We start from the raw sequence: 25760 nt of genomic DNA, 5'->3' as shown, positions 1-25760 counted from the left end.
GCCCGCATTGGAAGATCGCCGGGGCCGTTCCGGAGGGGGCGCGCCGGACGGGCGACTTGCCAGGATGCGCGGCGGTACGTATCTTTGCGATGTATCGAGCCGATACATTCGCTCGATACATCAGCCCGAGACATCGGGCCGATACCTCGGCTCTGCGGAAGTGGGAACCGGATGGCTGGCAAGAAGGGCGCGGGCGTGCTGGAGCTCGCCGTGCTCGGCCTGCTGCACGAGTCCCCGATGCACGGGTACGAGCTGCGCAAGCGGCTCAACACCCTGCTCGGCATGTTCCGCGCGTTCTCGTACGGCTCGCTCTACCCGTGCCTCAAGCAGCTCCTCGCCAAGGGGCTCATCGTGGAGGACCGGCCCGAGGAGCCGACGGGGGCCAACGCGCCGCTGGCGCTCCAGAGCCGGCGGTCCAAGATCGTCTACAAGCTCACCGCCGAGGGCAAGGAGCGGCTCCAGCAGCTCCTCACCGAGGCGGGCCCGGCGGCCTGGGAGGACGAGGGGTTCGGCGTGCACTTCGCCTTCTTCTCGCACACCCGCGCCGACGTGCGGCTGCGGATCCTCGAAGGCCGGCGCAGCCGGCTGGAGGAGCGGCTGGAGAGTGTGCGCGCCGCCTTGGCGCGGACCCGGGAACGGGTCGACAGCTACACCCTCGAGCTCCAGAACCATGGGCTCGAGTCCGTCGAACGCGAGGTCCGCTGGCTCAACGAGCTGATCGGGCGCGAGCGGGCGGAGCAGGAACAACAAGCCAAGTCTTCGAATACCACCCGCAGCCTGCCCCGGGAGACCGGCCGCTGAACGGCCGCCCGAGGGCTCGGGTGAACCTAGTGAAGGAGCAACCGGATGGGTTCGGTGCGCGTAGCCATCGTCGGTGTGGGGAACTGCGCCGCTTCGCTCGTCCAAGGCGTCGAGTTCTACAAGGACGCGGCCCCCGAGACGCGGGTCCCGGGACTCATGCACGTCCAGTTCGGCGACTACCACGTCGGTGACGTGGAGTTCGTCGCCGCGTTCGACGTGGACGCCAAGAAGGTCGGCATGGACCTGTCCGACGCCATCGGCGCGAGCGAGAACAACACCATCAAGTTCGCCGACGTCCCGCCCACCGGCGTCATCGTGCAGCGCGGCCCCACCTTCGACGGCCTCGGCGAGTACTACCGCGAGATCATCGAGGAGTCGGACGCCGAGCCGGTCGACGTCGTCAAGGCCCTGAAGGACGCCGAGGTCGACGTCCTAGTGTCGTACCTGCCGGTGGGCTCGGAGGAGGCCGACCGCTTCTACGCCCAGTGCGCGATCGACGCGAAGGTGGCGTTCGTCAACGCGCTGCCGGTGTTCATCGCCTCCGACCCCGCGTGGGCCGAGAAGTTCACCGAGGCGGGCGTGCCGATCGTCGGCGACGACATCAAGTCGCAGGTCGGCGCGACCATCACGCACCGCGTGATGGCCAAGCTGTTCGAGGACCGCGGGGTCGAGCTGCTGCGCACCTACCAGCTCAACTTCGGCGGCAACATGGACTTCATGAACATGCTGGAGCGCAAGCGCCTCCAGTCCAAGAAGATCTCCAAGACGCAGTCGGTCACCTCGCAGATCCCGCACGAGATGGCGAAGGCCGACGTGCACATCGGCCCGTCCGACCACGTGCCGTGGCTCGACGACCGCAAGTGGGCCTACGTCCGCCTGGAGGGCAAGTCCTTCGGCGACACCCCGCTCAACCTGGAGTACAAGCTGGAGGTCTGGGACTCCCCCAACTCCGCCGGCGTCATCATCGACGCGGTCCGCGCCGCCAAGATCGCCAAGGACCGCGGCATCGGCGGCCCGATCCTGTCGGCCAGCTCCTACTTCATGAAGTCGCCGCCGGAGCAGTACAACGACAGCGAGGCGCACGACGCGGTCGAGGCGTTCATCCGCGGCGACGTCGACCGCTGAACGGCCCGGACCGCCCGTTCGTCCGATCCGTCCGCACGGATCGACCGAAACCGGCGCGCCTTCTGAGAGTCTGACCCCACGGTCCGGTAGAGCCGCTCTTCGGGCGGAGCCGCGGGAACTGGGATTCCGCCCCCTGAGGGCATGGGACGCCTTGCCAGTGGACACCCCCACTGGCAAGGCGTCCTTACTTCTATAGGGAAAATGGTGATGTAGCGGCCGTTGTCACGCTCCGGCCCTACTGTGACACCCCCGGTGAATGCGCGCACCGCTTCCGAGGCCGAGTGGAGGACGTGGATGGCACGCGAGGTTCTCATGGGACGCGAGGTCGTCCTGATGACGGCGGGACTGGCGGGACTCGCGGTCGGGCTCACCGGCTGCGGCGGCGGGGCCGATCCCGCGGGCGCCGCCGGTCCGCCCCGCGACGGCGGGACGCTCCGCGTCGTCGGCTCGTCCGACGTCGAGCACCTCGACACCGCGAGCGCCGTCGGCGTCGGGTCGTACGGGCTGACCCGCGTGTTCGCCCGCACCCTGTTCGGCACCAAGGCGTCCAACGACTTCAACGAGACCGTCCCCGTCCAGGCCGACGTCGCCGCCGAGATCCCGACCAGGGAGAACGGCGGGATCTCCAAGGACGGCAAGACCTACACGGTGCGGCTGCGGCAGGGCGTCCGGTGGGACACCTCGCCGCCGCGGCCCGTCACCGCGCACGACTTCGTCCGGGGCATCGAGCGCCTGTGCAACCCGGCGGCGCCGTACTCGGGCAAGGGCTACTACACCTCCACGATCAAGGGCATGGACGCGTACTGCGACGGGTTCCGCGACGTGGACGCCAAGGACGCCGCCGCCATCGCCGCGTACCAGAACCGCCACGACGTCAAGGGCCTCGAAGCCAAGGACGACCGCACGCTGGTGTTCCGGCTGACCCGTCCGGCCAGCGACTTCCTCAACCTGCTGTCGCTCCAGGCCACGGCCGCGGCGCCCAAGGAGTACGAGCGCCACGTTCCGGACGGGCGCGAGTTCCGGCAGCACACGATCTCCGACGGGCCGTACCGGATCGCCGAGTACCGCCCCGGCGTCTCGTACCTGCTGGAACGCAACCCGGTGTGGCGGGCCGACACCGACCCCCTGCGCGAACGGCACGTCGAGAAGATCCGCATCACGTTCGGCCAGGACTCGCCCGAGACCGTCCAGCAGCAGATCGAGCAGGGCGGCGCCGACCTCGCGTGGGACCAGCCCGTGCCAACGTCGGCGATCCCCCGGCTGCGCGGCGACGACCGGTTCGCGATCAGGGAGACGCCGAGCAACAGCCCGTACCTGGTGTTCAACACCCGCGGCCCCGGCAACGGCGGCGCGCTCCGCAAGCGAGAGGTGCGCCAGGCGCTCCAGTACGCGATCGACCGTTCCGCCCTCGTGAAGCTCGTCGGCGGCCCGTCCGTGGCGCAGCCGCTGCACACCGTCATCCCGCCGGGCAACTCCGGCTACGCGCCCACCAACCGCTACCCGACCGCCGGGGAGGGCAGCGACCCCGGCAAGTGCCGCCGGCTCCTCGCCAAGGCGGGGCACCCGAAGCTGAAGCTGCGCTTCCCGTACCGGACCAACAGCGTGCACAAGCTCATCGCCCAGTCGATCAAGGACAACCTCGCCGGCTGCGGCGTCGAGGCCGAACTGCGCGCCGACACCGGCGGCGACTTCTACGCCCGGACGATCTCCTCGCCCGAACAGGCGAAGGAGGGCAAGTGGGACATCGCCGCGCCCGGCTGGACGCCCGACTGGTACGGCAACAACGGCCGCTCGATCATCCAGCCGCTGTTCGACGGGCGCACCTACGGGCCCGGCTCCACCAACTACGGCGGCTACGACAACTTCCTGGTCAACGGCCTGATCGACGCGGCGCTCACCGCCCCCGACCCGTCCCGCGCGGCCGGCTACTGGCAGCAGGCCGACCAGCGGATCATGGAGGACGCCGCGATCGTCCCGCTGCTCGACCGGGCCCACACGATCTTCCGGTCCGGCCGCGTCGCCGGCGCCCGGTTCCTCCCGACCGCCGCCGGCTACGACTACACCCGCCTCTGGCTCACCCGCTGACCTCGCGCGGCACCGTCCGGGACGGTCCGGGGCCCCGGATCGAGGGCGCCGGGGCCGCATAGGGTGATCTGGTGAGGGCGAACGAGCTGCGCGCGATCCTGGGCGGCCGGGACTTCCGGCGCCTGTACGGCACGCGCCTCGCCTCTCAGCTCACCGACGGCGTCTTCCAGGTCGCCCTCGCCGGATACGTGTTCTTCTCCCCGGAACGGCAGGCGTCGGCGGGCAAGGCCGCCGCCGCGTTCGCGGTCACGCTGCTGCCCTACTCGGCGCTCGGGCCGTTCGCCGGGGTGCTCATCGACCGGTGGCCGAGGCGGCGGATCCTCGTGTGGACGCCGATCCTGCGGGCCGCGCTCGTCCTGCTCGTCGCGGCGCTCGTCGCGGCGGGCGAGGACGGCCTGCCGTTCTTCCTCGGCGTCCTGGTCGTGCTCGGCGTCAACCGGTTCTTCCTCGCCGCCCTGTCGGCCGCGCTCCCGCACGTCGTACGGCGCGAGCACCTCGTCACCGCCAACGCGTTCGCCGTCACCTCCGGCACGGTGATCGCGTTCGTCGGCGGCGGCGCCGGCTACGCGCTGCGCCGCGCGTTCGGCGGCGGCGCCGACGGGACGGCGCTGATCCTGGTGTGCGCCGCCGCGCTGTTCCTCACCGCCGGGCTGATCGCGACGGCGCTGCCCGACCGCCTGCTCGGCCCGCACCTGGAGAACGTGACGCGGCAGACGAGCGAGGCCCTCGGCAACGTCCTGCACGGCCTCGCCGACGGCGCGCGGCACCTCGCGCACCGCCCGCTCGGGGCGCTCGCGCTCGCCGCGATCTCGTTCCACCGGTTCCTGTACGGCATCGTGCTGATCATGACGCTGCTGCTGTGCCGCAACCACTTCAGCACCGACGCCGACCGGGGGCTCGCCACGTTCGCCGCGATGCTCGGGGTGTCGGGCGCGGGCTACTTCGCCGCCGCGCTGGTCACCCCGCCGGTGGTGCGGCGGATCAGCAAGGAGGCGTGGATCGCGTGGCTGCTCGGCGGCGCGGCCCTCGGCCTGCTGCTGCTCGGCCTGCCGTTCGCCGAACGGGCGTGGGCGGCCGGGGCGTTCGTCCTCGGCGTGGTGTCGCAGGGCGTGAAGCTGTGCGTGGACACCACCCTCCAGGAGTCGATCGAGGACGCCTACCGGGGCCGCGTCTTCGCGGTGTACGACATGCTGTTCAACACGATGTTCGCCGCGGCGGCAGCGGCGGCGGCGACCTGGCTGCCCGCCGACGGCCGCTCGTACGCCACCCTCTCGGGCGTCATCGTCGCGTACGCCGCGGGCGCCGTCGCCTACCGCACCGCCTCGTCCCGGGCCGCCGCCCACCGCGACCCGGCCCCCGTACCCCACTGACTCCCGGGCCGCGGTCGGGTGAACCGCCGGACGCCGTTCCGCCGGGGTTCAGGCGCCGAGCGACTCGGCCACCGCGTACAGGGCGTCGGCGATGTGGCCGGTCTCGTCCTCGGTGCAGACGTACGGGGGCATGGCGTAGACCAGCTTCCCGAAGGGCCGCAGCCAGACGCCGTGGTCCATCACCAGCTCCTGGACGGCCCGCGTGTCGACCGGCTCCTCGGCCTCGATGACACCGATCGCGCCCAGGACCCGTGCGTCCGCGACGCCCGGCAGGTCGGCGGCGCCCTCCAGCCGCGCGGTCAGGATCGCCTCGATCGCGTCGACCTCCGCCCGCCAGTCGCGCGACAGCAGCAGGTCGATCGACGCGGACGCGACGGACGCCGCGAGCGGGTTGGCCATGAACGTCGGGCCGTGCATCAGCGCGCCGCCCTCGCCGGAGGTGAGCGTGGTGGCCACCCGCTCGGTGCACAGCGTCGCCGCCATCGTCATGTACCCGCCGGTCAGCGCCTTGCCGACGCACATGATGTCGGGCGCGAGCTCGGCGTGGTCGCAGCCCCACAGCTCGCCCGTACGGCCGAACCCGGTGGCGATCTCGTCCAGGATCAGCGGCACGCCGTGCTCGTCGGCGAGGTCGCGCAGGGCCCGCAGGTACTCGGGGCGTAGAAGCGCATCCCGCCCGCGCCCTGCACGACCGGCTCGACGATGATCCCGGCCAGCTCGTGCGCGTGCGCGTCGGCGAGGGCGGACAGCTCCTTCAGGTACGCCTCGTCCGGCTCGGCGAGGTAGCCGAGCGGCGGCGACGGCGCGAACACGTGCCGCGCCAGCACGTCGCTGAAGAGCTGGTGCATCCCGTTCACCGGGTCGCAGACCGCCATGTCGCCGAACGTGTCGCCGTGGTAGCCGCCGCGCAGGGTGAGCAGCCGGTGCCGTTCGGGACGGCCCTGCGCCCGCCAGTACTGCAAGGCCATCTTGATCGCGACCTCCACCGCGACCGACCCGGAGTCGGCGAAGAACACCTTGGTGAGCGGCTCGGGGGTGAGCGCGACGAGCCGTTCGGCGAGGCCGATCGCCGCCGGATGGGTCAGGCCGCCGAACATCACGTGCGCCATCTTCCCGAGCTGCGCGGTGACCGCCGCGTCCAGCACCGGGTTGCGGTAGCCGTGGATCGCCGCCCACCACGACGACATCCCGTCGATCAGCTCGGTGCCGTCGGCGAGGGTCAGCCGCACGCCCGACGCCTCCACCACCAGCTCCGCGGGCGACGTCGCGGGCATCGGCGCGTACGGATGCCAGACGTGCTCGCCGTCGAACGCCCGCAGCCGCTCGCTCTCCGCGGGACTCATCCGCCCCAGCTTGAGGTCGATCACGCCTCGCCACCCCGCTCCCCGTCGCCGTCTCCGTCTCCGTCGCCGTCCTCGTCGGCGTCGCCGTCCCGCACGGCCCCGCCGCCGCGGGAGGTGGCGGCGGTGCCGGGGAGTTCGTCGAAGAGGCCCTGGGCCGCGGCCCAGCGGCGGAGTTCCTCGGCGGCGGCGTCGCGGCCGATGATGCCGCGGTCGAGTCGAAGGTCGAGCAGGAACCGGTACGCCTTGCCGACGAGCGGGCCGGGCCGGATGCCGAGGATCTCCTGGATCTCGTTGCCGTCGATCTCGGGGCGCATCGCGGCCAGCTCCTCCTCCTCGGCGAGCCTCGCGATGCGTTCCTCAAGGTCGTCGTAGGTGCGGCGGAGCCGGTCGGCCTTGCGCTTGTTGCGGGTCGTGCAGTCGGCGCGGGTCAGCTTGTGCAGCCGCGCCAGCAGCGGCCCGGCGTCGCGGACGTAGCGGCGGACGGCCGAGTCGGTCCACTCGCCCGTCCCGTAGCCGTGGAACCGCAGGTGCAGCTCCACCAGCCTGGACACCTCGTTGACGACGTCCTTCGGGTAGCGCAGCGCGGTCAGGCGCTTGCGGGTCATCTTCGCGCCGACCACCTCGTGGTGGTGGAACGAGACGCGCCCGCCCGCCTCGAACCGCCGGGTCCTCGGCTTGCCGATGTCGTGCAGCAGGGCCGCCAGGCGCAGCACCAGGTCGGGGCCGTTCTCCTCCTGCGCGATCGCCTGTTCGAGAACGATCAGCGAGTGCTCGTAGACGTCCTTGTGCCGGTGGTGCTCGTCGATCTCCAGCCGCAGCTTCGGCAGCTCCGGCAGGACGTGCGCGGCGAGGCCGGTGTCGACCAGCAGCGCCAGGCCCTCGCGCGGATGCGCGCCCGTGATCAGCTTGGACAGCTCGTCGCGGACCCGCTCGGCCGACACGATCTCGATCCGGCCGGCCATCTCCTCCATCGCCCGCACGACGTCCGGCGCGACGGTGAAGCCGAGCTGCGACGCGAACCGCGCGGCGCGCAGCATCCGCAGCGGGTCGTCGCTGAACGAGTCCTCCGGCCGGCCCGGCGTGCGCATCACGCGGCGCTGGAGGTCGGCCAGCCCGCCGAACGGGTCGACGAACTCGTAGCCGGGCAGCCGCGCCGCCATCGCGTTGACCGCGAAGTCGCGGCGCCGCAGGTCCTCGACCAGCGACGTGCCGTACGCCACCTCGGGCTTGCGGGACTTCGGGTCGTACGACTCGCTGCGGTAGGTGGTGATCTCCAGCTCGTGCCCGCCCTTGCGCAGCCCGACCGTGCCGAACTCGATGCCGATCGTCCACACCGCGTCGGCCCAGGGGGTGACGAGCTCCAGGACGCGCTGCGGCGGCGCGTCGGTGGTGAGGTCGACGTCCTTGCCGGGACGGCGCAGCAGCGCGTCGCGGACCGGGCCCCGACGAGGGCCAGCTCGTGCCCGGCGGCGGAGAACAGGGCGCCGAGCTCGTCGGCTACGGGCGCGACCTCGCGCAGCAGCTCCGCGATCGCGGTCTTCTGCGTCCGCGAAGGCTCTGGGGTCACGTTCTGGTGGGGCACGGCCATCGAGCGTATTTCCTTGGTGGACGGCGGACAAAGGACTTTCGGACGGTCCCGGGGGCGCGCGGGAGCACCCTTCCGTACGCGTAGGGAAGTGGGCTCTTCACATGGCGCGATCCCCGGGTTACGTTCTGGACACCCCGATGACGCCCTCGCGTCCGCCGGTGAGCCTCCCGTACACCAAAGGTAGCGGGCTCCGGCGGGACGCCGTTCCGCCGCCCGTACGGCCGGGCCCTGAGCGGACGCCAGGGGTCGATGCGGGCCTCGTGGGTAAGAGGGGAGTCCCCCCGCGGCGTGGAGTAGCGGGGACACACGAACGGGGGTGCGAGCGGGGAAGGTCCCCGCAGGGACGGAGCCGGACATGAAGGACGCCCTCGCCATCCACCGAGAGCTTCTCGAACGTGAGACCCGGCACGAGATCGTGCGGCTGCCCACCGCGATCGCCGACGCCGACGAGCTGCCGAAGGCGCTCGGTCTCCCGGCGGTCCGGTGCCTGGTGACGCGCGTCTACGCCTGCAACGACGTGCACCGGGCCCAGCGGTTCCTCGCGGGGGTGATCGTCCCGGCGGGCGGGCGCCCGCCGACCGGGGCGGTACGGCTCGCGGTCGGCGCCCGGCTGATCCGCCCCGCGCGGCCCGACCTGGTCAACGCCCTCACCGAGTACGCCGCGGGCCTCGTCTGCCCGCTGCTGCTCCCCGACACGATGCCGCTGCTGATCGACGAACGCGCCGTCGACCGCGTCCCCGCCGACGACGCCGTCTACACCGCGACCGGCGAGCCGTCCACGGCCCTCGGGATCCGCGCCCTCGACCTGTTCTCCCTCTGCGGCGCCAAACCGGTCGCCCTCTGAACGGGCCGCCCGCCGCCCGCGGCGCGTCCGGCACTTCGCGGAATCGCGGGGACCGGCGGGCCAGAAGGGTCTGAACCCCCCGGGGTCGGGACTAACATCGAGCCCGTGGTGCGGGAAAACGACGCCCGCTGTCCCCGGGCGGCCCACACGGTCACGGGCGGCCCTCGGGCGGACATGGCGTGAGAACGGTCAAACGCGCGGTCGCGCTGGCCGCTCTCCTCCCGTGCGCCGCCGCGGCCACGGCCCCCGGCGCGACGGCGTCGCAGGCGGCACCGTTCCGCATCTCCGCCGCCTCCGCCTCGGCCTCCGCCACCGTGCAGGGCCAGGCGCTCGCCGAGGCGGCGTCGCCCGCGCAGCCCGACGCCGAACGGCCCCAAGGGGCCCGCCGGTCGCAGGTGGGCGTGGCGCTGACTCGGGTGTCGCCCAAGCCCGTCGGAGAGAAGTCCAAGATCACGGTGACCGGGCTCGCCCAGAACCGCTCGGGCCACCAGCTCCCCGGCGCGTCCATCCGGCTGCGGTACGGCGCGCGGCCGTTCAGCAGCCGCGGCCAGCTCGACCAGTACGCCGAGGCCCCCGCCTCGCAGCTCCCCGGCGTCCTCACCACGCGCCCGCTCCCCGGGCTCCAGGGCTCGGGCGGCCGGCAGGGCTTCTCGTTCACCGTCCCCGCCAGGACGCTGCGGCTGAGCGGGTTCGGCGTCTACCCGATCGGCGTCGAGGTGGTCAACGCGGCGGGGCAGACCGTCGGAGGCGTGACCACGTTCATCACCTTCATGCCGAAGCGGCGGGACTTCACCCCCGTGTCGGTCGGATGGGTGTGGCCGCTGATCGACCGGCAGCACCGCGCGAACGACGAGACGTTCATGGACGACCGCCTCAGCAAGGACCTGGCGCGCGGCGGACGGCTCGACGACCTGCTCAGCGCGCCCGCCCAGTCGAAGACGCCGGTGACGTGGGCGATCGACCCCGCGCTGGTGGACGACGTACAGCGGATGACGCGCTCCTACACCGTGCGCGCGCCGCGTTCGGAGGACAAGACCCGCAAGAAGGCCGCCCCCGCCGCGTCCGCCTGGCTGAACGCCCTGAAGCAGTCGGCCCGGCTGCCGTCCTACTCCTACTTCGTCACGCCGTACGCGGACCCCGACGCCATCTCCCTGGTGCGCAACAAGATGTACTCGCACCTGTCCGTGGCGTACGACCCGAAGAACACCGGATTCGTCGCCGAGCACCTCGGCAAGCAGCCGACCACGCACATCGCCTGGCCCGCCGCCGGGACCGCCGGGCCCGAGACGCTCAACAGGCTCGCCGACCTCGACCTCAAGGGCGGCGGCGCGTTCCTGATGAGCAGCGCGTACTTCCAGGACCCGCCCCAGGGCCTCGCGGCGAACGCCACGACGGCCGTGCAGGCCGGAGGCGAGACCAAGAAGACCCTCGCCTACGACCAGAAGCTCAACGAGATCGTCAGCGGCGACACCCGCACGCCCGGCGCCGCCGTCCTCACCGAGCAGCGCTTCCTCGCCGAGACCGCGATGATCGCCGCGGAGGCGCCGAACGCGCGCCGCACCCTCGTCGTCGCCCCCAGCAGGCACTGGAACCCCGCCCCCGGACTCGCCAAGCGGCTGCTCGACTACACCCGCGGCGCGCCCTGGCTCGCCGAGACCTCCCTCGACAAGATCATGAACGCCCGGCCGCAGGACCGCGCGTTCCAGGGCTACCCCGAGCGGTACGAGAACAGCGAGCTGTCGGTGAAGTACCTCGACGGCGTGCGCGGCGTCGCCCGGCGCGCGTCCAGCTTCTCGGCCGTCCTCGCCGACGAGCGCCACATCAGCTACGAGCGCGCCATCCTGCGGCTGGAGTCGGCGGCGTGGCGCGGGCGGTACGGGCGCGCGCACGCGGCCCGCGACGAGCTGTCCGACGAGCTCGCCGACGACATGAACCGCGTCCGCATCATCATCAACCCGCAACGCCGGAGGTCCCTCGCGGGCAGCTCCGGCAAGTTCCCCGTGACCATCGTCAACGAGCTGCGCGACCAGCGCATCAAGGTCCTGCTGACGGCCGAGTCCGAGAACCGCGCCAAGCTCCAGATCGGCCAGCTCGACGAGCGCGACCGCGAGATCGTGCTCGATTCCGGGCAGAAGGTCCAGAAGTGGATTCCGGCGCAGGCTGCGGGGAACGGGAACTTCCGTGTCCACCTGCAACTGATGACGCCGGGACCGCGCAGCAGGAAGTTCGGCGCCGGCGAGGACATCACCATCCGTACCACCGGGTACGGGCAGCTGTCGCTGCTCATCATCGGCGGCGGACTTGCCGTACTCTTCGTGGGCGTCGGAGTGCGGGCCATGCGAGCAAGGCGCCGCCGGAAAGCGGAGGCAGCCGGTGAGGGGTCGACGGGAGAGGGACCAGCGAACGCCGGAGCCCACGGGGCGGCCGGGGGCGGAGCCCCCGGAGGCGGCGTCGCCGGAACCGGGCTACCCGACCCCGGAACCGGGCTACCCCCCACAGGGCTACCCGGAGGACCAGGGAGCCCAGGAGACCCGCGTCCAACCGACCCAGGGTCCGGGGCCACACGGAGCCCCGCCCCGGACGACTCCGGGCGCTCCGGCGGGCCGGGCGCCACAGCCTCCTCCGGGCCGCCCCGGCTACCCGCAGACACCCCAGGGCCAGAGCCGTCCGGCACCGGACCAGGGCCAGGGGCAGGGACGTCAAGGTCCGCCGGGACAGGGACAAGGACGCCCGGGTCCGCAGGGCCAGGCCCGTCCGGGCCAGCAGGCCCCACGTCCGGGACCGGGCCAGGCACCGGGTCAGCAGCCACCGGGGCCGGGTCAACGGCAAGCACCGGGAACGGGCCAACGGGGCCAGGGCTACCAGGCTCCTCCGCCTCCGCAGACGCGGGGACCCCAGGGGCAGGCGCAGGGATATCCCGCGCGACCACCCCAGGGCCCTCCCCGCCCCCAGGGCCCCCAAGGGCCTCCTCGTTCTCAACAACCTCAGAGCCCTCCGCCTCCGCAGGCGCCTTCGACACCTGGACAGGGTCCACAGGGGCAGGGCCATCCGTACTATCCGGCACCCCAGCCCCAGGCACCCCAACCGCCGGCACGCCCGCACCCGGCTTCACAGCAGCAGAACCCACGATCCCCGCAGGCTCCTCAGGGACAGCAGGGGCAGGGACCGGGACCGAGGCGGGATCACCCAGCACAGCAGGGCTATCCGGGGCAGCCTCCGCAGGGACAGACCCCGCGACGTCCACCACCGCCACCCCAGACACCGGCTCCCCAGGGACCGCCCCCGGAGCGACACGCGCCCCAGAGCCAGGGGCAGGGACAGGGCTATCGGCCACAGGACCCCAGGCACGGACAGGGGTACGGGCAGGAACAGGGGCGGAACCAGGGCCGACCAATGGGTCCGCCCCGGAGTCCGTCCCCGAATCCGCCGATGAACCCGGCGCAGGGCCAGGGACGCCATCAGGCGCCGACGGGCCAGGCGTACGGACAGGGGCCGACACCGCGTGGACAGGGTCCGGCCCAGGGGTACGGCGCGAATCAGGGCCCGCAGGGCTCTCCGATGACGAATCGCCAGGGGATGGGGGCTCCACCGAGCGTTCCCCCAGGCATGGCAAACACCGCGGTGGAAACGGCGGTTGACGTACCGCTGCCCGACGGCGCCGAACCGCCCACGCCTCCCGTCGAGGAGGAGAAGGGCGGCGGCGCGTCCGGGATCCTGAAGTCGGGCGCCGTCATGGCGATCGGCACGCTGGCGTCCCGCGTCACCGGGTTCCTGCGCACGGCGATGCTGGTCGCCGCCCTCGGCACCGGCGCGCTCGCCGACGCCTACAACACCGCCAACACCGTTCCGTTCATCGTGTACGACCTGCTGCTCGGCGGCGTGCTGACGGCCGTCGTCGTGCCGCTGATCGTCCGGGCACGGGAACGGGACGCGGCGTACGGCGCACGCTACGAGCAGCGGCTGTTCACCCTGGCGGTGCTCGGACTCGCCGTCATCACGGCGGTCGCGGTGGCGCTCGGCCCGGTGTTCATCTCCCTGTACGGCGGCGGGATGAAGGGCGACCAGCGCGACCTCGCGGTGATGTTCGCGCGGCTGTTCGCCGTGCAGATCTTCTTCCTCGGCGTCAGCGCGTTCTCCGGAGCGATCCTCAACACCCGCAAGCGGTTCGGCGCGCCGATGTGGGCGCCGGTGCTGAACAACATCGTGATCTGCTGCACGGCCGCCGCGTTCCTGCTGGTCAGCAGCGATACGGTGACGCCCGGCTCGGTCTCCGACGGGCAGGTCGGGCTGCTGGCGGGCGGCACGATCGGCGGCATGGCGCTCCAGACGCTGGCGCTGTGGCCGTCGCTGCGCGGCTCCGGGTTCCGCTGGCGCCCGCGGCTCGACTTCCGCAAGGGCGAGCTCGGCCAGATGGGGCGGATGGCCGTCTGGACCCTCAGCTACGTGGTGATCACGCAGGTCGGGTTCGCGGTGACGACCCGGCTCGGCAACGCGGCGGGCGTGCTCGGCCGCGAGGAGGGCCTCGGCGACGTCGGGTACACCCCGTACTTCAACGCCTACCAGCTCTTCCAGCTCCCGTACGCGATCATCGGCGTCTCGGTGATCACCGCGCTGCTGCCCCGGATGAGCGAGCACGCCGCGTCCGGCCGGATGCAGGAGGTCCGCGACGACTTCTCCAGCGGCCTGCGGCTCTGCTCGGTGGTCATCCTCCCGGCGGCGGCGCTGATGGCCGTGCTCGCGCCCGACATCACCGTGGTGCTGTTCGCGCACGGCCAGACCACGGTCGGCAACGCCCAGGTCATCGCCAACGTGCTGGAGGCGTTCGCGGTCGCGCTCGTGCCGTTCGCCGCCTACCAGCTCATGCTGCGGGTCTTCTACGCGATGCAGGACACCCGCACCCCGGCGTTCATCAGCGTGGCGGTCGTCGCCACCAACATCGCGATGGCGCTGGCCGCCTACAACCTGCTGCCCACCGACAAGATCATCGTGGGCATCGCGGCCGGTTTCGGCCTCGCCCAGACGATCGGCGCCGTCGTCGGCTGGGCCGTCCTGCGGCGCCGGCTCGGCGGCATGGACGGGCGGCGGGTCTTCGTGACGTACCTGAAACTGGCGGTCGCGCTGTGGCCGCTGGTCGGTTTCGCGTACGCCGCGCACGCCGTGCTGGAGGCCGGGATGGGCGCCGGGCTCGTCCCCGGCGTGATCTCGCTCGTGGTCGGCAGCGCGGGCGGCGGCGTGCTGTACCTGCTGTTCGCGAAGCTGATGCGCGTCGGCGAGGTGCAGACGATGATCTCGACGATCTCGTCCCGCATTCCGGGTCGCCGATGACGGCCGTTCCGGTGAAGAGTGGCAAAGTACACAGGACGCGCGCGGATAAGGCAGCCACTCCCCGGTGTAGCCACTACCATGTGGGGGACTACGGCTTGCGGGGCGACACCCTGGGGAACGCAAAGAGGAGGGTCGGAGGCGTAAGCTGCCACGCCACGAACATGGGATCTGACCACCTGCGCAGGACGTTGCCGTGAGCACGTCAGTCATCGAGCCCGGCACCCGTCTCGCCGGCCGCTACCGGCTTGAGGAGCGCATCAGCGACGCGGGCGGCTCCTCCCTCTGGAAGGCCATCGACGAGATCCTCGCCAGGGCCGTCGCCGTCCGCACCTTCGAGCCCGGCTTCCCGCGCGTCGGCGAGGTCGTCACCTCCGCCCGCGCCGCGAGCCGCCTGACCGACCCGCGCCTCACCCAGGTGTTCGACGCCGACGACTCCGGCGAGAGCGCCTACGTGGTGAGCGAGTGGGTGGTCGGCGAGACCCTGGAGCAGATGCTCGCCAAGGCGCCGCTGGAGCCCGGCCGCGCCGCGACCCTGCTGTACGAGGCGGCCGAGGCGATCGCCGCCGCGCACGCCGCCGGGCTCGCGCACCTGTGCCTGACGCCCCGCGACCTCGTCTGGACGACCGGCGGCACCGTCAAGCTGCTCGGCGTCGCCACCGACGCCGTCCTCGGCGACTGCTACTCCGACGACCCCGCCGGCGAGGACGTCCGCGGCCTCGGCCGGATGCTGTACGCCGCGCTCACCGCGCACTGGCCCGTCGTCCCGGACGAGCCGGAGAGCCGCCGCTCGTCGCTGCCGCCCGCGCCCGAGGCCGGAGGCGTCGTCAAGGCCCCCCGGCAGGTGCAGGCGGGCATCTCCCACGCGATCGACGCGATCGTGTGCCGCTGCCTCGGCGCCGGCGACCAGGCTCCGCTGGAGACCCCCGCCGACCTCGCCAAGGCCCTGCGCGGCGTCCCGCGCACGCCGCTGCCGCTGTTCGCCGGGCTCGGCAACGCCCAGCCGCCCGCGCCCCGTTCGACGGCCCGGCCCGCGCCCTCCTCGTCCACCGAGACGCAGCAGCACCCGGCCCCGCCCCCACGCACCGCCGCGAACGGACCGCCGCCCAGCCGCAGCGCCGCTCGCACGCCGCGCACGGCCACCAGGCGTCCACCTCACCGCCCGCGCCGACGACGGCCGCCTCGATCCCGCCGCCCCGCGCCTCCACCGGCAAGAACCGCGCGCTCATCGGCGTCGCCGCCGCCGCGCTCACCGTCATCGTGGGCCTCGGCGCGTGGGCGCTCACCGGCGACGACTCCGACTCCGGTGGGAAGGGCCCATCCGACCGCGCCCAGCCGTCCAGCGCGCCCCCCAGGCCGAAGTCGGTCGAACTGAAGCCGGTGCAGGCACGCGCCGTGGAACGCCTGACCCAGGGCTCCCACGACCTCCAGATCAACAAGCACCCCGAAGCGGTCTACGACGGCGATCCGAGGACGTTCTGGGAGACCCAGACCTACAAGTCCGCACGCTTCGGCAACCTCGCCAACGGCTTCGGCGTCGTCCTCAACATGGGCAAGCCGGTCCACGTCAGCAAGGTCACCGTGCAGACCCCGGTCGGCGGCGTGCCGATCCAGCTGCGCATCGGCAAGTCCGAGGCGTTCGAGGCCATGCGCCTCGCAGGCCAGGAAACGGCCCGCCACGGCGGCTTCAGCATCAACGCCTCCAAGGACGTCGTCGGCCAGTACGTCCTGATCTGGTTCACCAACGACGTCCCCGCCGGCTTCAAGGCCAAGCTCAACGAGGTAACCGTCCACGGCTCCCCCGCCTGACCCGCCAGCCAAGCCTCCGACTACCGTCCCCAAAGCCCCGGCCCACCCCCACACCCCACTCCCCACGGCCGCCGCGCTTCCCCACCCCACCCCAAGCCGCACCCCCGCCGCCCTCGCCCGCGCAAGAACCGCTCCGCGCCCCACCACAGCGCTTCGCCAGCCGCACTGATCCGCCGCGCCGGTCCAGCGAGGAACGCTCCGCTGCGTCCGCACACCGCCACCGCGCACGGGCCACAGCACCTCACCCGCCGCGCCTCGCCCCCGCGTGAGGAACGCGTCACCGCGCACCCGTCGCTGCGCTCCGCTGCTGCGCATCCCCGCCGCGCTTCGCCGCTCCAGCATCCCCGCCACGCTCCCCGCGCGTCGCCTGCCGCGCACCATCCGCTGGGGGCGGCTGCGTTGGGAGGGCTTTCACGAGGTGGGGTGCGAGGGTGGGGCGGCGTGTTGGAGGCGGGGGTTATGGAGCTTGGGTGGGGTGTGGGGGGTGGCGGGTCACGGGTTCGCGGCGAATCGGGTGGCGCGACGAGGGCTGTGACGTGGGCCGCCGCTTGTCGGTATCGTGCCTGTGAGCAGAATGTCCCCTCCCCCCAGGAATCTGTGGTGTCTACCCCAGCAGGTGCGACCGGCCGGGCCCTCCCGGCGCCGTCCGCCGTCCCCGCCTTCGGCCCCGCCGGACGCGAGGGCGTGCGCTGATGGCGTCGCTCAGCATGCGGCGCGTGGACGAGGTCCCCGACAAGGAGCTCCTCGCCCGCCACGCCCAGGGGGACCCGCACGCGTTCGCCGAGCTGGTGCACCGGCACCGCGACCGGATGTGGGCCGTCGCGATCCGTACGCTGGGCGACCCAGAAGAGGCCGCCGACGCCCTCCAGGACGCCTGCCTGTCCGCGTTCCGCGCCGCGGGCCGCTTCCGCGGCGACGCCGCCGTGACCACCTGGCTGCACCGCATCGTCGTCAACGCCTGCCTCGACCGGATCCGCCGCAAGTCCGTACGGCCCGCGACCCCGATGGGCGACGACGCGACGTTCGACGCCGTGGCCCCGAAGATGCCCGACCCGACGGACGCGCACGGGGTGTCGCTCGACGTCCGGACGGCGCTGGAGCAGCTCCCGTTCGAGCAGCGCGCGGCGCTCGTGCTGGTCGACATGATGGGCTACTCGGTCGACGACGCGGCCCAGGTCATGGAGGTACCGCCCGGTACGATCAAGAGCCGCTGCGCCCGCGGACGGGCCCGGCTCGCGCCCCTTCTCGGCCACCATCGGAACCGACGGGACCCGAAGAACGTCGGAGGTGTGGAAGGAGGTGGCATGCCCAAATGAACCCCGCACATCTGGACTACGACACTCTCGCCGATCTGGCCGAGGGACTGCTCGAAGACGATCAGGCCGCCTCCGTCAGCGCGCACCTCGACACCTGCGCCGAATGCCGTGAACGTTCCGCCGACCTTGCGGACGTCTCCCGGATCCTGGCGGAGGCACCCGTCCCGTCGCTGCCGCCCGACCTGGCCGAACGCATCGACACCGCCATCGCCGCGGAGTCGCTCGAAACGGCCACCGTGGTGAGCCTGGAGCAACGGCGCGGCAGGCGGCATTGGCGGATCCTCTCGGCGGCCGCCGCGACGGTGGTCGTCCTCGGCGGCGGCGCCGTGGCCGGGAAGGTCGCGCTGGACGGATCGGACGACGCCGGCCACCGGCACTCGGCCAACACCCCCGCCATGGACGGGACCCGCAGCACGGTCACGAGGTCGGGACCCGGAACGGCCGCGGGCGCCGCACCGTCCGGGGAGGTCCCGACGTCCGAGGGCCTGCGCTCCGCGGGCTACGCGGTGTCGCACTCCGGCACCGACTACAGGACCGGAACGCTCGGCAGGCAGGTCGACCGGCTCCTCGGCAAGGGCGCCGAACTCAAGGTCCAGGGCGCGCCGCCCGACGGCCGCCTCGCCGGCTGCGTCTCGGCCGTCACCCGCGGCAAGGCCCCCGGCCTGGTCGACGAGGCGAGGTTCGAGGGACGGCAGGCGACCGTGATAGCCGTCCAGAGCGGCAGGCCCGGCACCTGGGACGTCTGGGTCGTGGGCCCCGACTGCACCGCCCAGAACCCCCACGTCCTCAAGCAGGAACAAGCGGCGTCCTGACCCTTTCCCCTACCGTCCCTCGTCGCGTCCGTGCGCCGGGGGCGGTCAGAGGTCGGTGATGAAGGAGCGGGCTATCGTCCAGGCGCGGTCGGCGGCCTCCGCGTCGTGGTCGGGGAGGCCGGGGTCGGTGAACAGGTGGCCCGCGCCGCGGTAGCGGAAGATCTCGACGTCGGCGCCGGCGCGGCTCATGCGCAGGTACCAGGCGTTCAGCCAGTCGACGGGTTCGTAGGTGTCGTGGTCGGCGACGTGCAGCTGCACCGGGATCTCGGTGGACGCGTCGTCGGCGATGTCGGACGTGCCGTGCATCAGCAGCAGGCCGCGCGCCTTGCCGTCGGCGAGGGCAAGGTTCTGCGCGAGGGCACCGCCGAGGGAGAACCCCGCGTAGACCAGGCCCTGGTCGGTGAACGGCGCGGCGGCGGCGACGGCGCGCTTCAGCAGTTCGTCGCGGCCGATCTCCTCCTTGATCGCGATGCCCTCCTCGGCGGTCTCGACGACGCGGCCGTCGTACAGGTCGGGTACGTGCACCTCGTGCCCGTCCGCGCGGAGCCGTTCGGCCGCCTGGTGGACCGCGGGCCGCAGCCCGTACATCGAGTGGAGAAGCAGGATCGACGCCATGGCCACAGCTTAGGACCGGGCTCGGACGTGCCCGGCGGCACCGGCGGGGCCGGACGGGAATCCCCGGGCTCTAGGATCGGTTGACGCGACTGGCAGGCCGGGTCGTGCCGGAGGCGCACAGCGACACCGTGGCGGCCACGAGAAGTCGTCTGGCACCGAAGGCGAACGAGGAGAGGCACAGACAGTGAGCGACGTCCGCAACGTCATCATCATCGGCTCGGGCCCCGCGGGCTACACCGCCGCGATCTACGCGGCGCGCGGCGACCTCAGGCCGCTGGTGTTCGAGGGCTCGGTGACCGCCGGTGGCGCGCTGATGAACACCACCGACGTGGAGAACTACCCCGGCTTCCCCGACGGGGTCATGGGCCCCGACCTGATGGACGACCTGCGCAAGCAGGCCGAGCGCTTCGGCGCCGAGCTGATCACCGACGACGTCACCGAGGTCGACCTGACCGCCGACCCCAAGATCGTCAAGTCGGGCGACGAGGTGTACCTGGCCCGCTCGGTGATCGTGGCGACCGGCTCCGGCTACCGCAACCTCGGCCTGGAGGACGAGCAGCGGCTGTCGGGACGCGGCGTGTCCTGGTGCGCGACGTGCGACGGCTTCTTCTTCCGCGACCAGGACATCGCGGTCGTCGGCGGCGGCGACACCGCGATGGAGGAGGCGACGTTCCTCACCAAGTTCGCCCGTTCGGTCACCGTGGTCCACCGCCGCGACACGCTCCGCGCCAGCAAGATCATGCAGGACCGGGCGTTCGCGAACGAGAAGATCCGCTTCCTGTGGGACAGCGAGGTCGTCAAGATCCACGGCGATGACCGGGTGACCGGCGTCGAGGTGCGCGACACCAAGACCGGCGCGGAGAGCCGCCTGGACGTCACCGGGCTGTTCATCGCGATCGGCCACGACCCGCGCAGCGAGCTGTTCGGCGGCCAGCTCGACACCGACGCCGACGGCTACCTGCTGGTGGACGCCCCCACCACGAAGACGCGGCTGCCCGGCGTGTTCGCCTGCGGCGACGTGGTCGACCACATCTACCGTCAGGCCATCACCGCCGCGGGCAGCGGCTGCTCCGCGGCCATCGACGCCGAACGGTGGCTCCAGGACCAGGGCGCCGCCGAGACCGTTCCGGCCGACGCCGCGGAACTGACCCGCCAGGGCTGAGCCGTACGGGCCGGCCGCCGTCGCAGGGGTCCGGCCCCACCGAAGAACCGCCCGCCGACGTGCCCGGCGCGCAACCCGAAGGAGAACCATGAAAGCCGTGACCGACGCCGACTTCGAGACCGAGGTCCTCAAGAGCGACAAGCCCGTCCTCGTCGACTTCTGGGCGGAATGGTGCGGTCCGTGCCGGATGGTTGCGCCGATCCTCGAGGAGATCTCGGCCGACCACGCCGACAAGATCGAGATCGTCAAGCTCAACATCGACGAGAACCCGAAGGTGCCGTCCGAGTACGGCATCATCAGCATCCCGGCCATGTTCGTCTACCAGGACGGCAAGGTCGTCAAGCAGATCATCGGCGCCAAGCCGAAGGCGGCGCTGAAGCGCGAGCTCGCCGACTTCCTCTGAGCCCGTCCCGACCACGCCTCGCCCTCCGGGACGAACGAGGCGAACGTACGGCCCGTCCTCCTGAGAGGGCGGGCCGTACGTCGTGTATGAACGGATATGAGCGAGACGTCCGCGCGGGACCGAAGATCGCCGAGACGGCCGACGCGGCCTTGCGGGCGCTCAGACGACCTCAGACGGGACGCAGGGCGCCTTCGGGGGTCATGGACCCGAGAAGACGTTCCAGGGCCACCTCGACGTCCTCACGCCACGACAGGGCGGACTTCAGTTCCAGCCGCAGCCGCGGGTAGCGGTGGTGCGGCCGGACGGTCTTGAACCCGACCGACAGCAGGTAGTCGGCGGGCACCATGCAGCCGCCGTCCTCGCCCTTCAGGTCGCCGAACGCCTCGATGGCCTTCACGGCGCGGCGGGTGAGGTCCTTCGCGACGCCCTGCACGAGCATCCGCCCGAGGCCGCCGCCGGAGAACTCCGGCAGGATGTGCGCCGTCATCAGCAGCACGGCGTCCGCGCTGACCGGGCTCGTCGGGAACGCCACCGAACGCGGCACGTACAGCGGCGGCGCGTACAGCACGAACCCCGCCGGCACGTCGTCCACGTACACGATCTTCCCGCAGGAGCCCCACTCCAGGAGCGTCGAGGAGATCCACGCCTCCTTCTCCAGCTCCGGCGCGCCGGACTCCACGGCGCGGTCCCGGCTCACCGGATCCAGCTCCCAGAACACGCATCTGCGGCACCGGCGCGGCAGGTCGTCCAGGTTGTCGAGCGTGATGTTGACGAGACGACGCGACACCGGATCGGCACCCCCTGAAGGACTCGGCCTTCCGGCCCCGAGCATGCGCCAGGCACGTGAACGGGACCGGTGGGCCAAGCGTGCTGAGCGGGTATTCCCGGCAACCTTCCGGGACCCTCGGGCATCGTATCGGACGGAGCGGCCGCCGCCCGTGCCGTGAGAAGCCCGGAGAACCCCCTTCCCGCCGCGGGCGCCAACCCCGGGGTTCGTAGCCTCGCGCCCCACGCGATGCCGTAGTTTGCAAGGAAGCCGGATCACCCCTGGAGGTGCCTCGTGGAACAGCACTCGCGTACAGACGCCTACTCCGACCGTTACGCCGCCCGTGCCGCCGGCATGGTGCCCTCGGAGATCCGGGCCCTGTTCGCGATGGTCGCCCGCCCCGAGGTCGTCTCCCTCGCGGGCGGCGCGCCGTACGTCTCGGCGCTGCCGCTCGACGCCGTCGGCGACATGATCGGCCAACTGGTCGCGGGCCGCGGCGCCGAGGTCCTCCAGTACGGGTCGGCGCAGGGCGACGAGGGGCTGCGCGAGCACATCTGCGAGGTGATGGCGCTCGAAGGCGTGCGGGCGAGCGCGGACGACGTCGTCGTCACCGTCGGCGCCCAGCAGGCCCTCGACCTCATCACCAAGATCTTCGTGGACCCGGGCGACGTGGTCCTCGCGGAGGCGCCCTCCTACGTCGGCGCGCTCGGCACGTTCGCCGCCTACCAGGCCGACGTCGTGCACGTCCCCCTCGACGAGGGCGGCCTCATCCCGTCCGCGCTCCGCGAGTCCTTGGAACGCCTCCGCAGGGACGGGCGCCGCGTCAAGTTCCTCTACACCGTCCCGACGTTCCAGAACCCGGCGGGCGTCACCCTCACCACCGCACGCCGCGCCCAGATCCTGGAGATCTGCGCCGAATACGACGTGCTCGTCGTCGAGGACAACCCGTACGGGCTGCTCGGCTTCGACAACGAGCCGATGCGGGCCCTGCGCGCCGACGACCCCGACCGCGTCATCTACCTCGGCTCGTTCTCCAAGACCATCGCGTCCGGCCTCCGCGTCGGCTGGGTCCTCGCGCCGCACGCCGTCCGCGCCAAGCTCGTCCTGGCCGCCGAGTCCGCCATCCTGTGCCCGTCCAACTTCTCGCAGCTCGCGGTCCGCGAGTACCTGGCCACGCAGCCGTGGCGCGAGCAGATCAAGGACTTCCGGGAGCTGTACCGCGAACGCCGCGACGCCATGCTCGAAGCCCTCGACCAGCTCATGCCCGAAGGCTGCACGTGGACCCGCCCGGCGGGCGGCTTCTTCGTCTGGCTCACCCTCCCCGAGGGCCTCGACTCCAAGGCGATGGCCCCCCGCGCCATCGCCGAACGCGTCGCGTACGTCCCCGGCACCGGCTTCTACGCGAACGGCGAGGGCCACCGCCACATGCGCCTGTCGTACTGCTTCCCCGAGCCCCACCGCATCCGCGAAGGCGTCCGCCGCCTCGCCGGGGTCGTCGAACAGGAACTGCGCCTCCGCGACACGTTCGGGGGAGTCGGTCAGAGCGGTCCCACGGGTGTCCACACGCCCGGCCCGCACGTAGTCTGAACGCTCACCTCGTACACGCCGGCTCCCCCGTCCGGAGCCGGCGTGTTCGTCTGTCCGGAAGGAACCAGCCTTGGAACTCGGTCATGTCGTCGTTCTCGCCGGGGGACTGTCGTACGAGCGGGAGGTCTCCCAGCGCTCCGGGCGCCGCGTCACCGAGGCGCTCCGCGCGCTCGACGTCCCTGTCGAGCTCCGCGACGCCGACGCGACGCTCCTCGACTCGCTCGTGAACGACCCCCCGGACGCCGTCTTCCCCGTCCTGCACGGCGCCGCGGGCGAGGACGGCTCGATCCGCGACGTCCTCGAACTCCTGGACGTCCCCTACGTCGGCGCCCGCCCCGACGCCTGCCGCGTCGCCTGGGACAAGCCGACCGCCAAGTCCGTCGTACGGCGCGCGGGCCTCAACACCCCCGAGTCCGTCGCCCTGCCGAAGGAAGTCTTCCACGACCTCGGCGCCTCGTCCGTCCTCGAACAGATCGTGAACCGCCTCGGCCTGCCCCTCTTCGTCAAGCCCACCCGCGGCGGCTCGGCCCTCGGCGCGTCCCCCGTCCACGAGGCCGCCGAACTCTCCGCCGCCATGGTCGGCTGCTTCGCCTACGGCGACGCCGCGCTCGTCGAGCGGTACGTCGAGGGCACCGAGGTCTCCGTCAGCGTCATCGAGATCGGCGGCGAGCCCCGCGCCCTCCCCGCCGTCGAGATCGTCGCCCCCGGCGGCCGCTACGACTACACCGCCCGCTACGACGCGGGCGACACCGAGTTCATCACCCCCGCGCGCCTCTCCCCCCAGGCCGCCGAACGAGCCACCGCCGCCGCCGTCACCGCCCACCGCGCCCTCGGCCTCCGCGACCTCTCCCGCACCGACCTGATCGTGGACGCCGACGACGAGGTCCACTTCCTCGAAGTCAACGTGGCCCCCGGCATGACCGAGACAAGCCTCCTCCCCCGAGCCGTCAGCGTCGCCGGCCTGGACCTGGGCCACCTATGCCAATCCCTCCTCCTCAACCACCTCCCCTGACCCCGCCCACGCCCTCCGGTCCAAGCACCTCCCACGAAGCCCCGCCCGGGACGGCGCACGCCCCGTGGTCACTCCAAGGCGGCCGTTTCACGTGAAACAACGCGCCCCGGATAATGCCCGCCTGCCACAGCAAACACTGTGCCCCGCCCCATTCAGCCCGCGCTGGTTTCACGTGAAACATGCACCCAGCGCCCAGGACGAGTAGCCAACTCCGGCGCCACCCAAGGTGTACTCAGTCAGCTCCCAACGCTCGGCGCCGGACGAGGGAACGCCCTGCTGTTCGCACCGAGCCAAGCCGTGAGCCGCCCCACCTGGCTCAGGGTTTCACGTGAAACGTCCACCGCGATGAGCGCGAAGGCCGGGCCGACAAGCTCCGAACCAGGACTTGCAGCCCCTCGCCCCTCGTTCCGAGCCGCCCGTGGGGCGGACGCGCATCAGCCGCCATGAGACATGGCCTCCCGCAGCACCGAGGTCACTTCGGACGACAGCGTGGGTGTGCAGAGAACCTTCATCGGGTCCGGGGGCCGCGAACGCGGACAAGATGGATCCGCCAGGAGCCATCAGAGCGTCGGCGCACCAGAGTCGGTCGACGTAGGGCGACATCGCTTCGTCAGGGGGCTTGCGATAACAAGTCTGGGAAGGGCGACCGAGGGAGAGGGCGAAGCCCCAGGGCACCTCGGCATCCGTACTCACCCCACGCTCCCCACTCACGAACGCCCGGCCCAGCTTGCACCGGCAGGGGTCGAGCCACCGTCCACCACGTCTGGCGGCAGGAACCCGGCGGCGAGGCCGTGGCTATGCCCAGCGCAAGATGGAGGGCGGCGTGCGCTCCAACGCCACGCGTCGTCAGCGTGATGTTTCGGCGCATAGATTCTGTGGCCCAGCGTGAGGACGGACCGAAGCCGCCGTTTCACGTGAAACAAGCTGGCTGGATCGGCGTAGGTTTCACGTGAAACCGTTGCCTTGCTCAGCTCGACTCGTACCGCGCACTCGGCTCCCCCAGGCACCCAACGCGCATTCCCTGGACCGTACGCCCAAGCGTCCGTCTCAGGCGCCCGAGTCGCCCTGGCGACCGAAAGGCCCCCGCAGCGCGCTACTGAACACGAGAACGCTACGCAGGATCTCCTGAAATGGGGGGAGTCGCCTTCACGAAGAGCACGGCGGACGACAGGAGAGCACGGTGGCACCCCCGGAGGAATGGCGAGGGGTGCAGACAAGGCGACGGTCCGCGCATGTGGCGAAGGGACAGCGCAGCGAACGGCGTGAAACAGCGGACGGTGCGGCGCAGCGGACGGGCGGCGCGGCGGACGGTGTGGCGCAGCGGACGGGCGGTGTGGCGCAGCGCGGCGGACAGCGCGGCGCAGCGGACGGGCGAAACGGCGGACGGGCGGCGCGGCGCGGCGGGCGGCGCAGCGGACAGCGCAGCGCGGCGAACGGGCGGCGCGCAGCACAGCGGACGGATGGCGCAGCGCGGCGGGCGGCGCGGCGTTTCGAACGGGTGACGCTGCGAACGGGCGGCGCAGCGGTCAGCGCAGTGCGGTGGTCAGCGCGGCGCGGCGGTCAGTGCGGCGCGGCGAGTGGCGCAGCGGACGAGCGCCGCGGCGGACGGCGCGGCGCAGCAAACGGGCGATGCTGCGAACGGGCGGCGCAGCGAACGGTGTGGTGCAGCGGACGAGTGCTGGCGGACGAGCGGTGTGGCGGGCAGGCGGTGCGGGGACTCGGGGCGTCACCAGAGGACGGCGTGTGGAGGGTGACGGATGTATGGCCCAGGCGCTGCGGGGGCGCGGCGCGTGAGTGGGG

Annotated in this window: 17 protein-coding genes and 3 pseudogenes; 16 read left to right on the top strand and 4 right to left on the bottom strand. The window is 72.2% G+C overall.

The features are described 5' to 3' along the window. Positions 1-171: 171 nt before the first annotated feature. From GEV43_RS15255 to GEV43_RS15240, 4 genes are all read left to right on the top strand, one after another. Positions 172-801: a PadR family transcriptional regulator gene (locus GEV43_RS15255; RefSeq protein ID WP_160821261.1), complete on the top strand. Its 630-nt coding sequence runs from the start codon at positions 172-174 to the stop codon at positions 799-801. 45 nt (positions 802-846) lie between these two features. After that, positions 847-1926 (top strand): inositol-3-phosphate synthase, encoded by a 1080-nt coding sequence (locus GEV43_RS15250; protein ID WP_160821260.1) that lies wholly within the window; start codon positions 847-849, stop codon positions 1924-1926. 294 nt (positions 1927-2220) lie between these two features. Then, positions 2221-4011, top strand: a complete 1791-nt coding sequence (locus GEV43_RS15245) for an ABC transporter substrate-binding protein (protein WP_241682919.1) — start codon at positions 2221-2223, stop codon at positions 4009-4011. A 71-nt stretch (positions 4012-4082) separates the two neighbouring features. Next, the gene (locus GEV43_RS15240; RefSeq protein WP_160821259.1) at positions 4083-5381 is read left to right on the top strand and encodes an MFS transporter; all 1299 of its coding nucleotides are present in this window, start codon (positions 4083-4085) and stop codon (positions 5379-5381) included. Between the two features lie 48 nt (positions 5382-5429). Here the strand turns inward: GEV43_RS15240 and GEV43_RS15235 are convergent. Both GEV43_RS15235 and GEV43_RS15230 read right to left on the bottom strand, forming a co-directional pair. Continuing rightward, a pseudogene (locus tag GEV43_RS15235) lies at positions 5430-6724 on the bottom strand (adenosylmethionine--8-amino-7-oxononanoate transaminase). Between the two features lie 143 nt (positions 6725-6867). Beyond that, positions 6868-8312, bottom strand: a pseudogene (locus tag GEV43_RS15230) (CCA tRNA nucleotidyltransferase); the annotation flags it as partial. A gap of 355 nt (positions 8313-8667) precedes the next feature. On the opposite strand from GEV43_RS15230, the gene GEV43_RS15225 reads away from it, so the two are divergent. The 7 genes from GEV43_RS15225 to GEV43_RS15195 all read left to right on the top strand — a co-directional run bounded on the left by GEV43_RS15225 (position 8668) and on the right by GEV43_RS15195 (position 18415). Then, complete coding sequence (locus GEV43_RS15225; protein WP_160821258.1) at positions 8668-9156, top strand: aminoacyl-tRNA deacylase; 489 nt, start codon at positions 8668-8670, stop codon at positions 9154-9156. A 179-nt stretch (positions 9157-9335) separates the two neighbouring features. Then, positions 9336-12794, top strand: a complete 3459-nt coding sequence (locus GEV43_RS15220) for a DUF6049 family protein (RefSeq protein WP_160821257.1) — start codon at positions 9336-9338, stop codon at positions 12792-12794. Then, positions 12778-14481: a murein biosynthesis integral membrane protein MurJ gene (gene murJ, locus GEV43_RS15215; protein WP_309239644.1), complete on the top strand. Its 1704-nt coding sequence runs from the start codon at positions 12778-12780 to the stop codon at positions 14479-14481. The genes GEV43_RS15220 and murJ overlap by 17 nt, the downstream gene beginning before the upstream one ends. 193 nt (positions 14482-14674) lie before the next feature. After that, positions 14675-15853, top strand: a complete 1179-nt coding sequence (locus tag GEV43_RS15210; protein ID WP_160821256.1) for a protein kinase family protein — start codon at positions 14675-14677, stop codon at positions 15851-15853. Positions 15854-15873: 20 nt separating this feature from the next. Further along, a complete protein-coding gene (locus GEV43_RS15205) occupies positions 15874-16287 on the top strand; it encodes a hypothetical protein (protein ID WP_160821255.1) in 414 nt (137 codons plus the stop codon). A 692-nt stretch (positions 16288-16979) separates the two neighbouring features. Further along, complete coding sequence (sigM, locus tag GEV43_RS15200) at positions 16980-17603, top strand: RNA polymerase sigma factor SigM (RefSeq protein ID WP_175250063.1); 624 nt, start codon at positions 16980-16982, stop codon at positions 17601-17603. Beyond that, positions 17600-18415 (top strand): anti-sigma factor, encoded by an 816-nt coding sequence (locus GEV43_RS15195; protein ID WP_160821254.1) that lies wholly within the window; start codon positions 17600-17602, stop codon positions 18413-18415. Before sigM ends, GEV43_RS15195 begins: the two co-directional genes overlap by 4 nt. Before the next feature lie 45 nt (positions 18416-18460). Here the strand turns inward: GEV43_RS15195 and GEV43_RS15190 are convergent, their stop codons facing one another. Beyond that, the gene (locus GEV43_RS15190; protein ID WP_160821253.1) at positions 18461-19030 is read right to left on the bottom strand and encodes a dienelactone hydrolase family protein; all 570 of its coding nucleotides are present in this window, start codon (positions 19028-19030) and stop codon (positions 18461-18463) included. Positions 19031-19214: 184 nt separating this feature from the next. On the opposite strand from GEV43_RS15190, the gene trxB reads away from it, so the two are divergent. Together trxB and trxA are read left to right on the top strand one after the other, a co-directional pair. Continuing rightward, the gene (trxB, locus tag GEV43_RS15185) at positions 19215-20192 is read left to right on the top strand and encodes a thioredoxin-disulfide reductase (protein ID WP_160821252.1); all 978 of its coding nucleotides are present in this window, start codon (positions 19215-19217) and stop codon (positions 20190-20192) included. 73 nt (positions 20193-20265) lie between these two features. Beyond that, positions 20266-20595, top strand: a pseudogene (trxA, locus tag GEV43_RS15180) (thioredoxin); the annotation flags it as partial. Between the two features lie 169 nt (positions 20596-20764). Here trxA and GEV43_RS15175 read toward each other — a convergent pair. Then, positions 20765-21382 carry a GNAT family N-acetyltransferase gene (locus tag GEV43_RS15175; RefSeq protein WP_160821250.1) on the bottom strand — a complete coding sequence of 206 codons (618 nt, stop codon included), beginning with the start codon at positions 21380-21382 and terminating at the stop codon, positions 20765-20767. 333 nt (positions 21383-21715) lie between these two features. Between GEV43_RS15175 and GEV43_RS15170 the strand changes: the two genes are divergently transcribed. The 3 genes from GEV43_RS15170 to GEV43_RS15160 all read left to right on the top strand — a co-directional run bounded on the left by GEV43_RS15170 (position 21716) and on the right by GEV43_RS15160 (position 25462). Continuing rightward, positions 21716-22948: a PLP-dependent aminotransferase family protein gene (locus GEV43_RS15170; RefSeq protein WP_160824537.1), complete on the top strand. Its 1233-nt coding sequence runs from the start codon at positions 21716-21718 to the stop codon at positions 22946-22948. A 70-nt stretch (positions 22949-23018) separates the two neighbouring features. Then, positions 23019-23960 (top strand): D-alanine--D-alanine ligase, encoded by a 942-nt coding sequence (locus GEV43_RS15165; protein WP_160821249.1) that lies wholly within the window; start codon positions 23019-23021, stop codon positions 23958-23960. Between the two features lie 1232 nt (positions 23961-25192). Continuing rightward, positions 25193-25462, top strand: coding sequence for a hypothetical protein (locus tag GEV43_RS15160; RefSeq protein ID WP_160821248.1), 270 nt, complete (start codon positions 25193-25195; stop codon positions 25460-25462). The last annotated feature ends 298 nt before the right edge of the window (positions 25463-25760 follow it).

This window comes from Actinomadura sp. J1-007 (assembly GCF_009793335.1).
Lineage (GTDB): Bacteria > Actinomycetota > Actinomycetes > Streptosporangiales > Streptosporangiaceae > Spirillospora > Spirillospora yumaensis.
This window is presented reverse-complemented; position numbering and strand designations above follow the sequence as displayed.

Excerpts from the sequence above, each read along its gene's own strand:
- GEV43_RS15195 (WP_160821254.1), top strand. The coding sequence starts at position 17,600 with ATGAACCCCGCACATCTGGACTACGACACTCTCGCCGATCTGGCCGAG.
- GEV43_RS15190 (WP_160821253.1), bottom strand. The coding sequence starts at position 19,030 with ATGGCGTCGATCCTGCTTCTCCACTCGATGTACGGGCTGCGGCCCGCG.
- GEV43_RS15225 (WP_160821258.1), top strand. The coding sequence starts at position 8,668 with ATGAAGGACGCCCTCGCCATCCACCGAGAGCTTCTCGAACGTGAGACC.
- GEV43_RS15255 (WP_160821261.1), top strand. The coding sequence starts at position 172 with ATGGCTGGCAAGAAGGGCGCGGGCGTGCTGGAGCTCGCCGTGCTCGGC.
- GEV43_RS15245 (WP_241682919.1), top strand. The coding sequence starts at position 2,221 with ATGGCACGCGAGGTTCTCATGGGACGCGAGGTCGTCCTGATGACGGCG.
- sigM (WP_175250063.1), top strand. The coding sequence starts at position 16,980 with ATGGCGTCGCTCAGCATGCGGCGCGTGGACGAGGTCCCCGACAAGGAG.
- GEV43_RS15250 (WP_160821260.1), top strand. The coding sequence starts at position 847 with ATGGGTTCGGTGCGCGTAGCCATCGTCGGTGTGGGGAACTGCGCCGCT.
- GEV43_RS15160 (WP_160821248.1), top strand. The coding sequence starts at position 25,193 with ATGTGGCGAAGGGACAGCGCAGCGAACGGCGTGAAACAGCGGACGGTG.
- GEV43_RS15170 (WP_160824537.1), top strand. The coding sequence starts at position 21,716 with ATGGTGCCCTCGGAGATCCGGGCCCTGTTCGCGATGGTCGCCCGCCCC.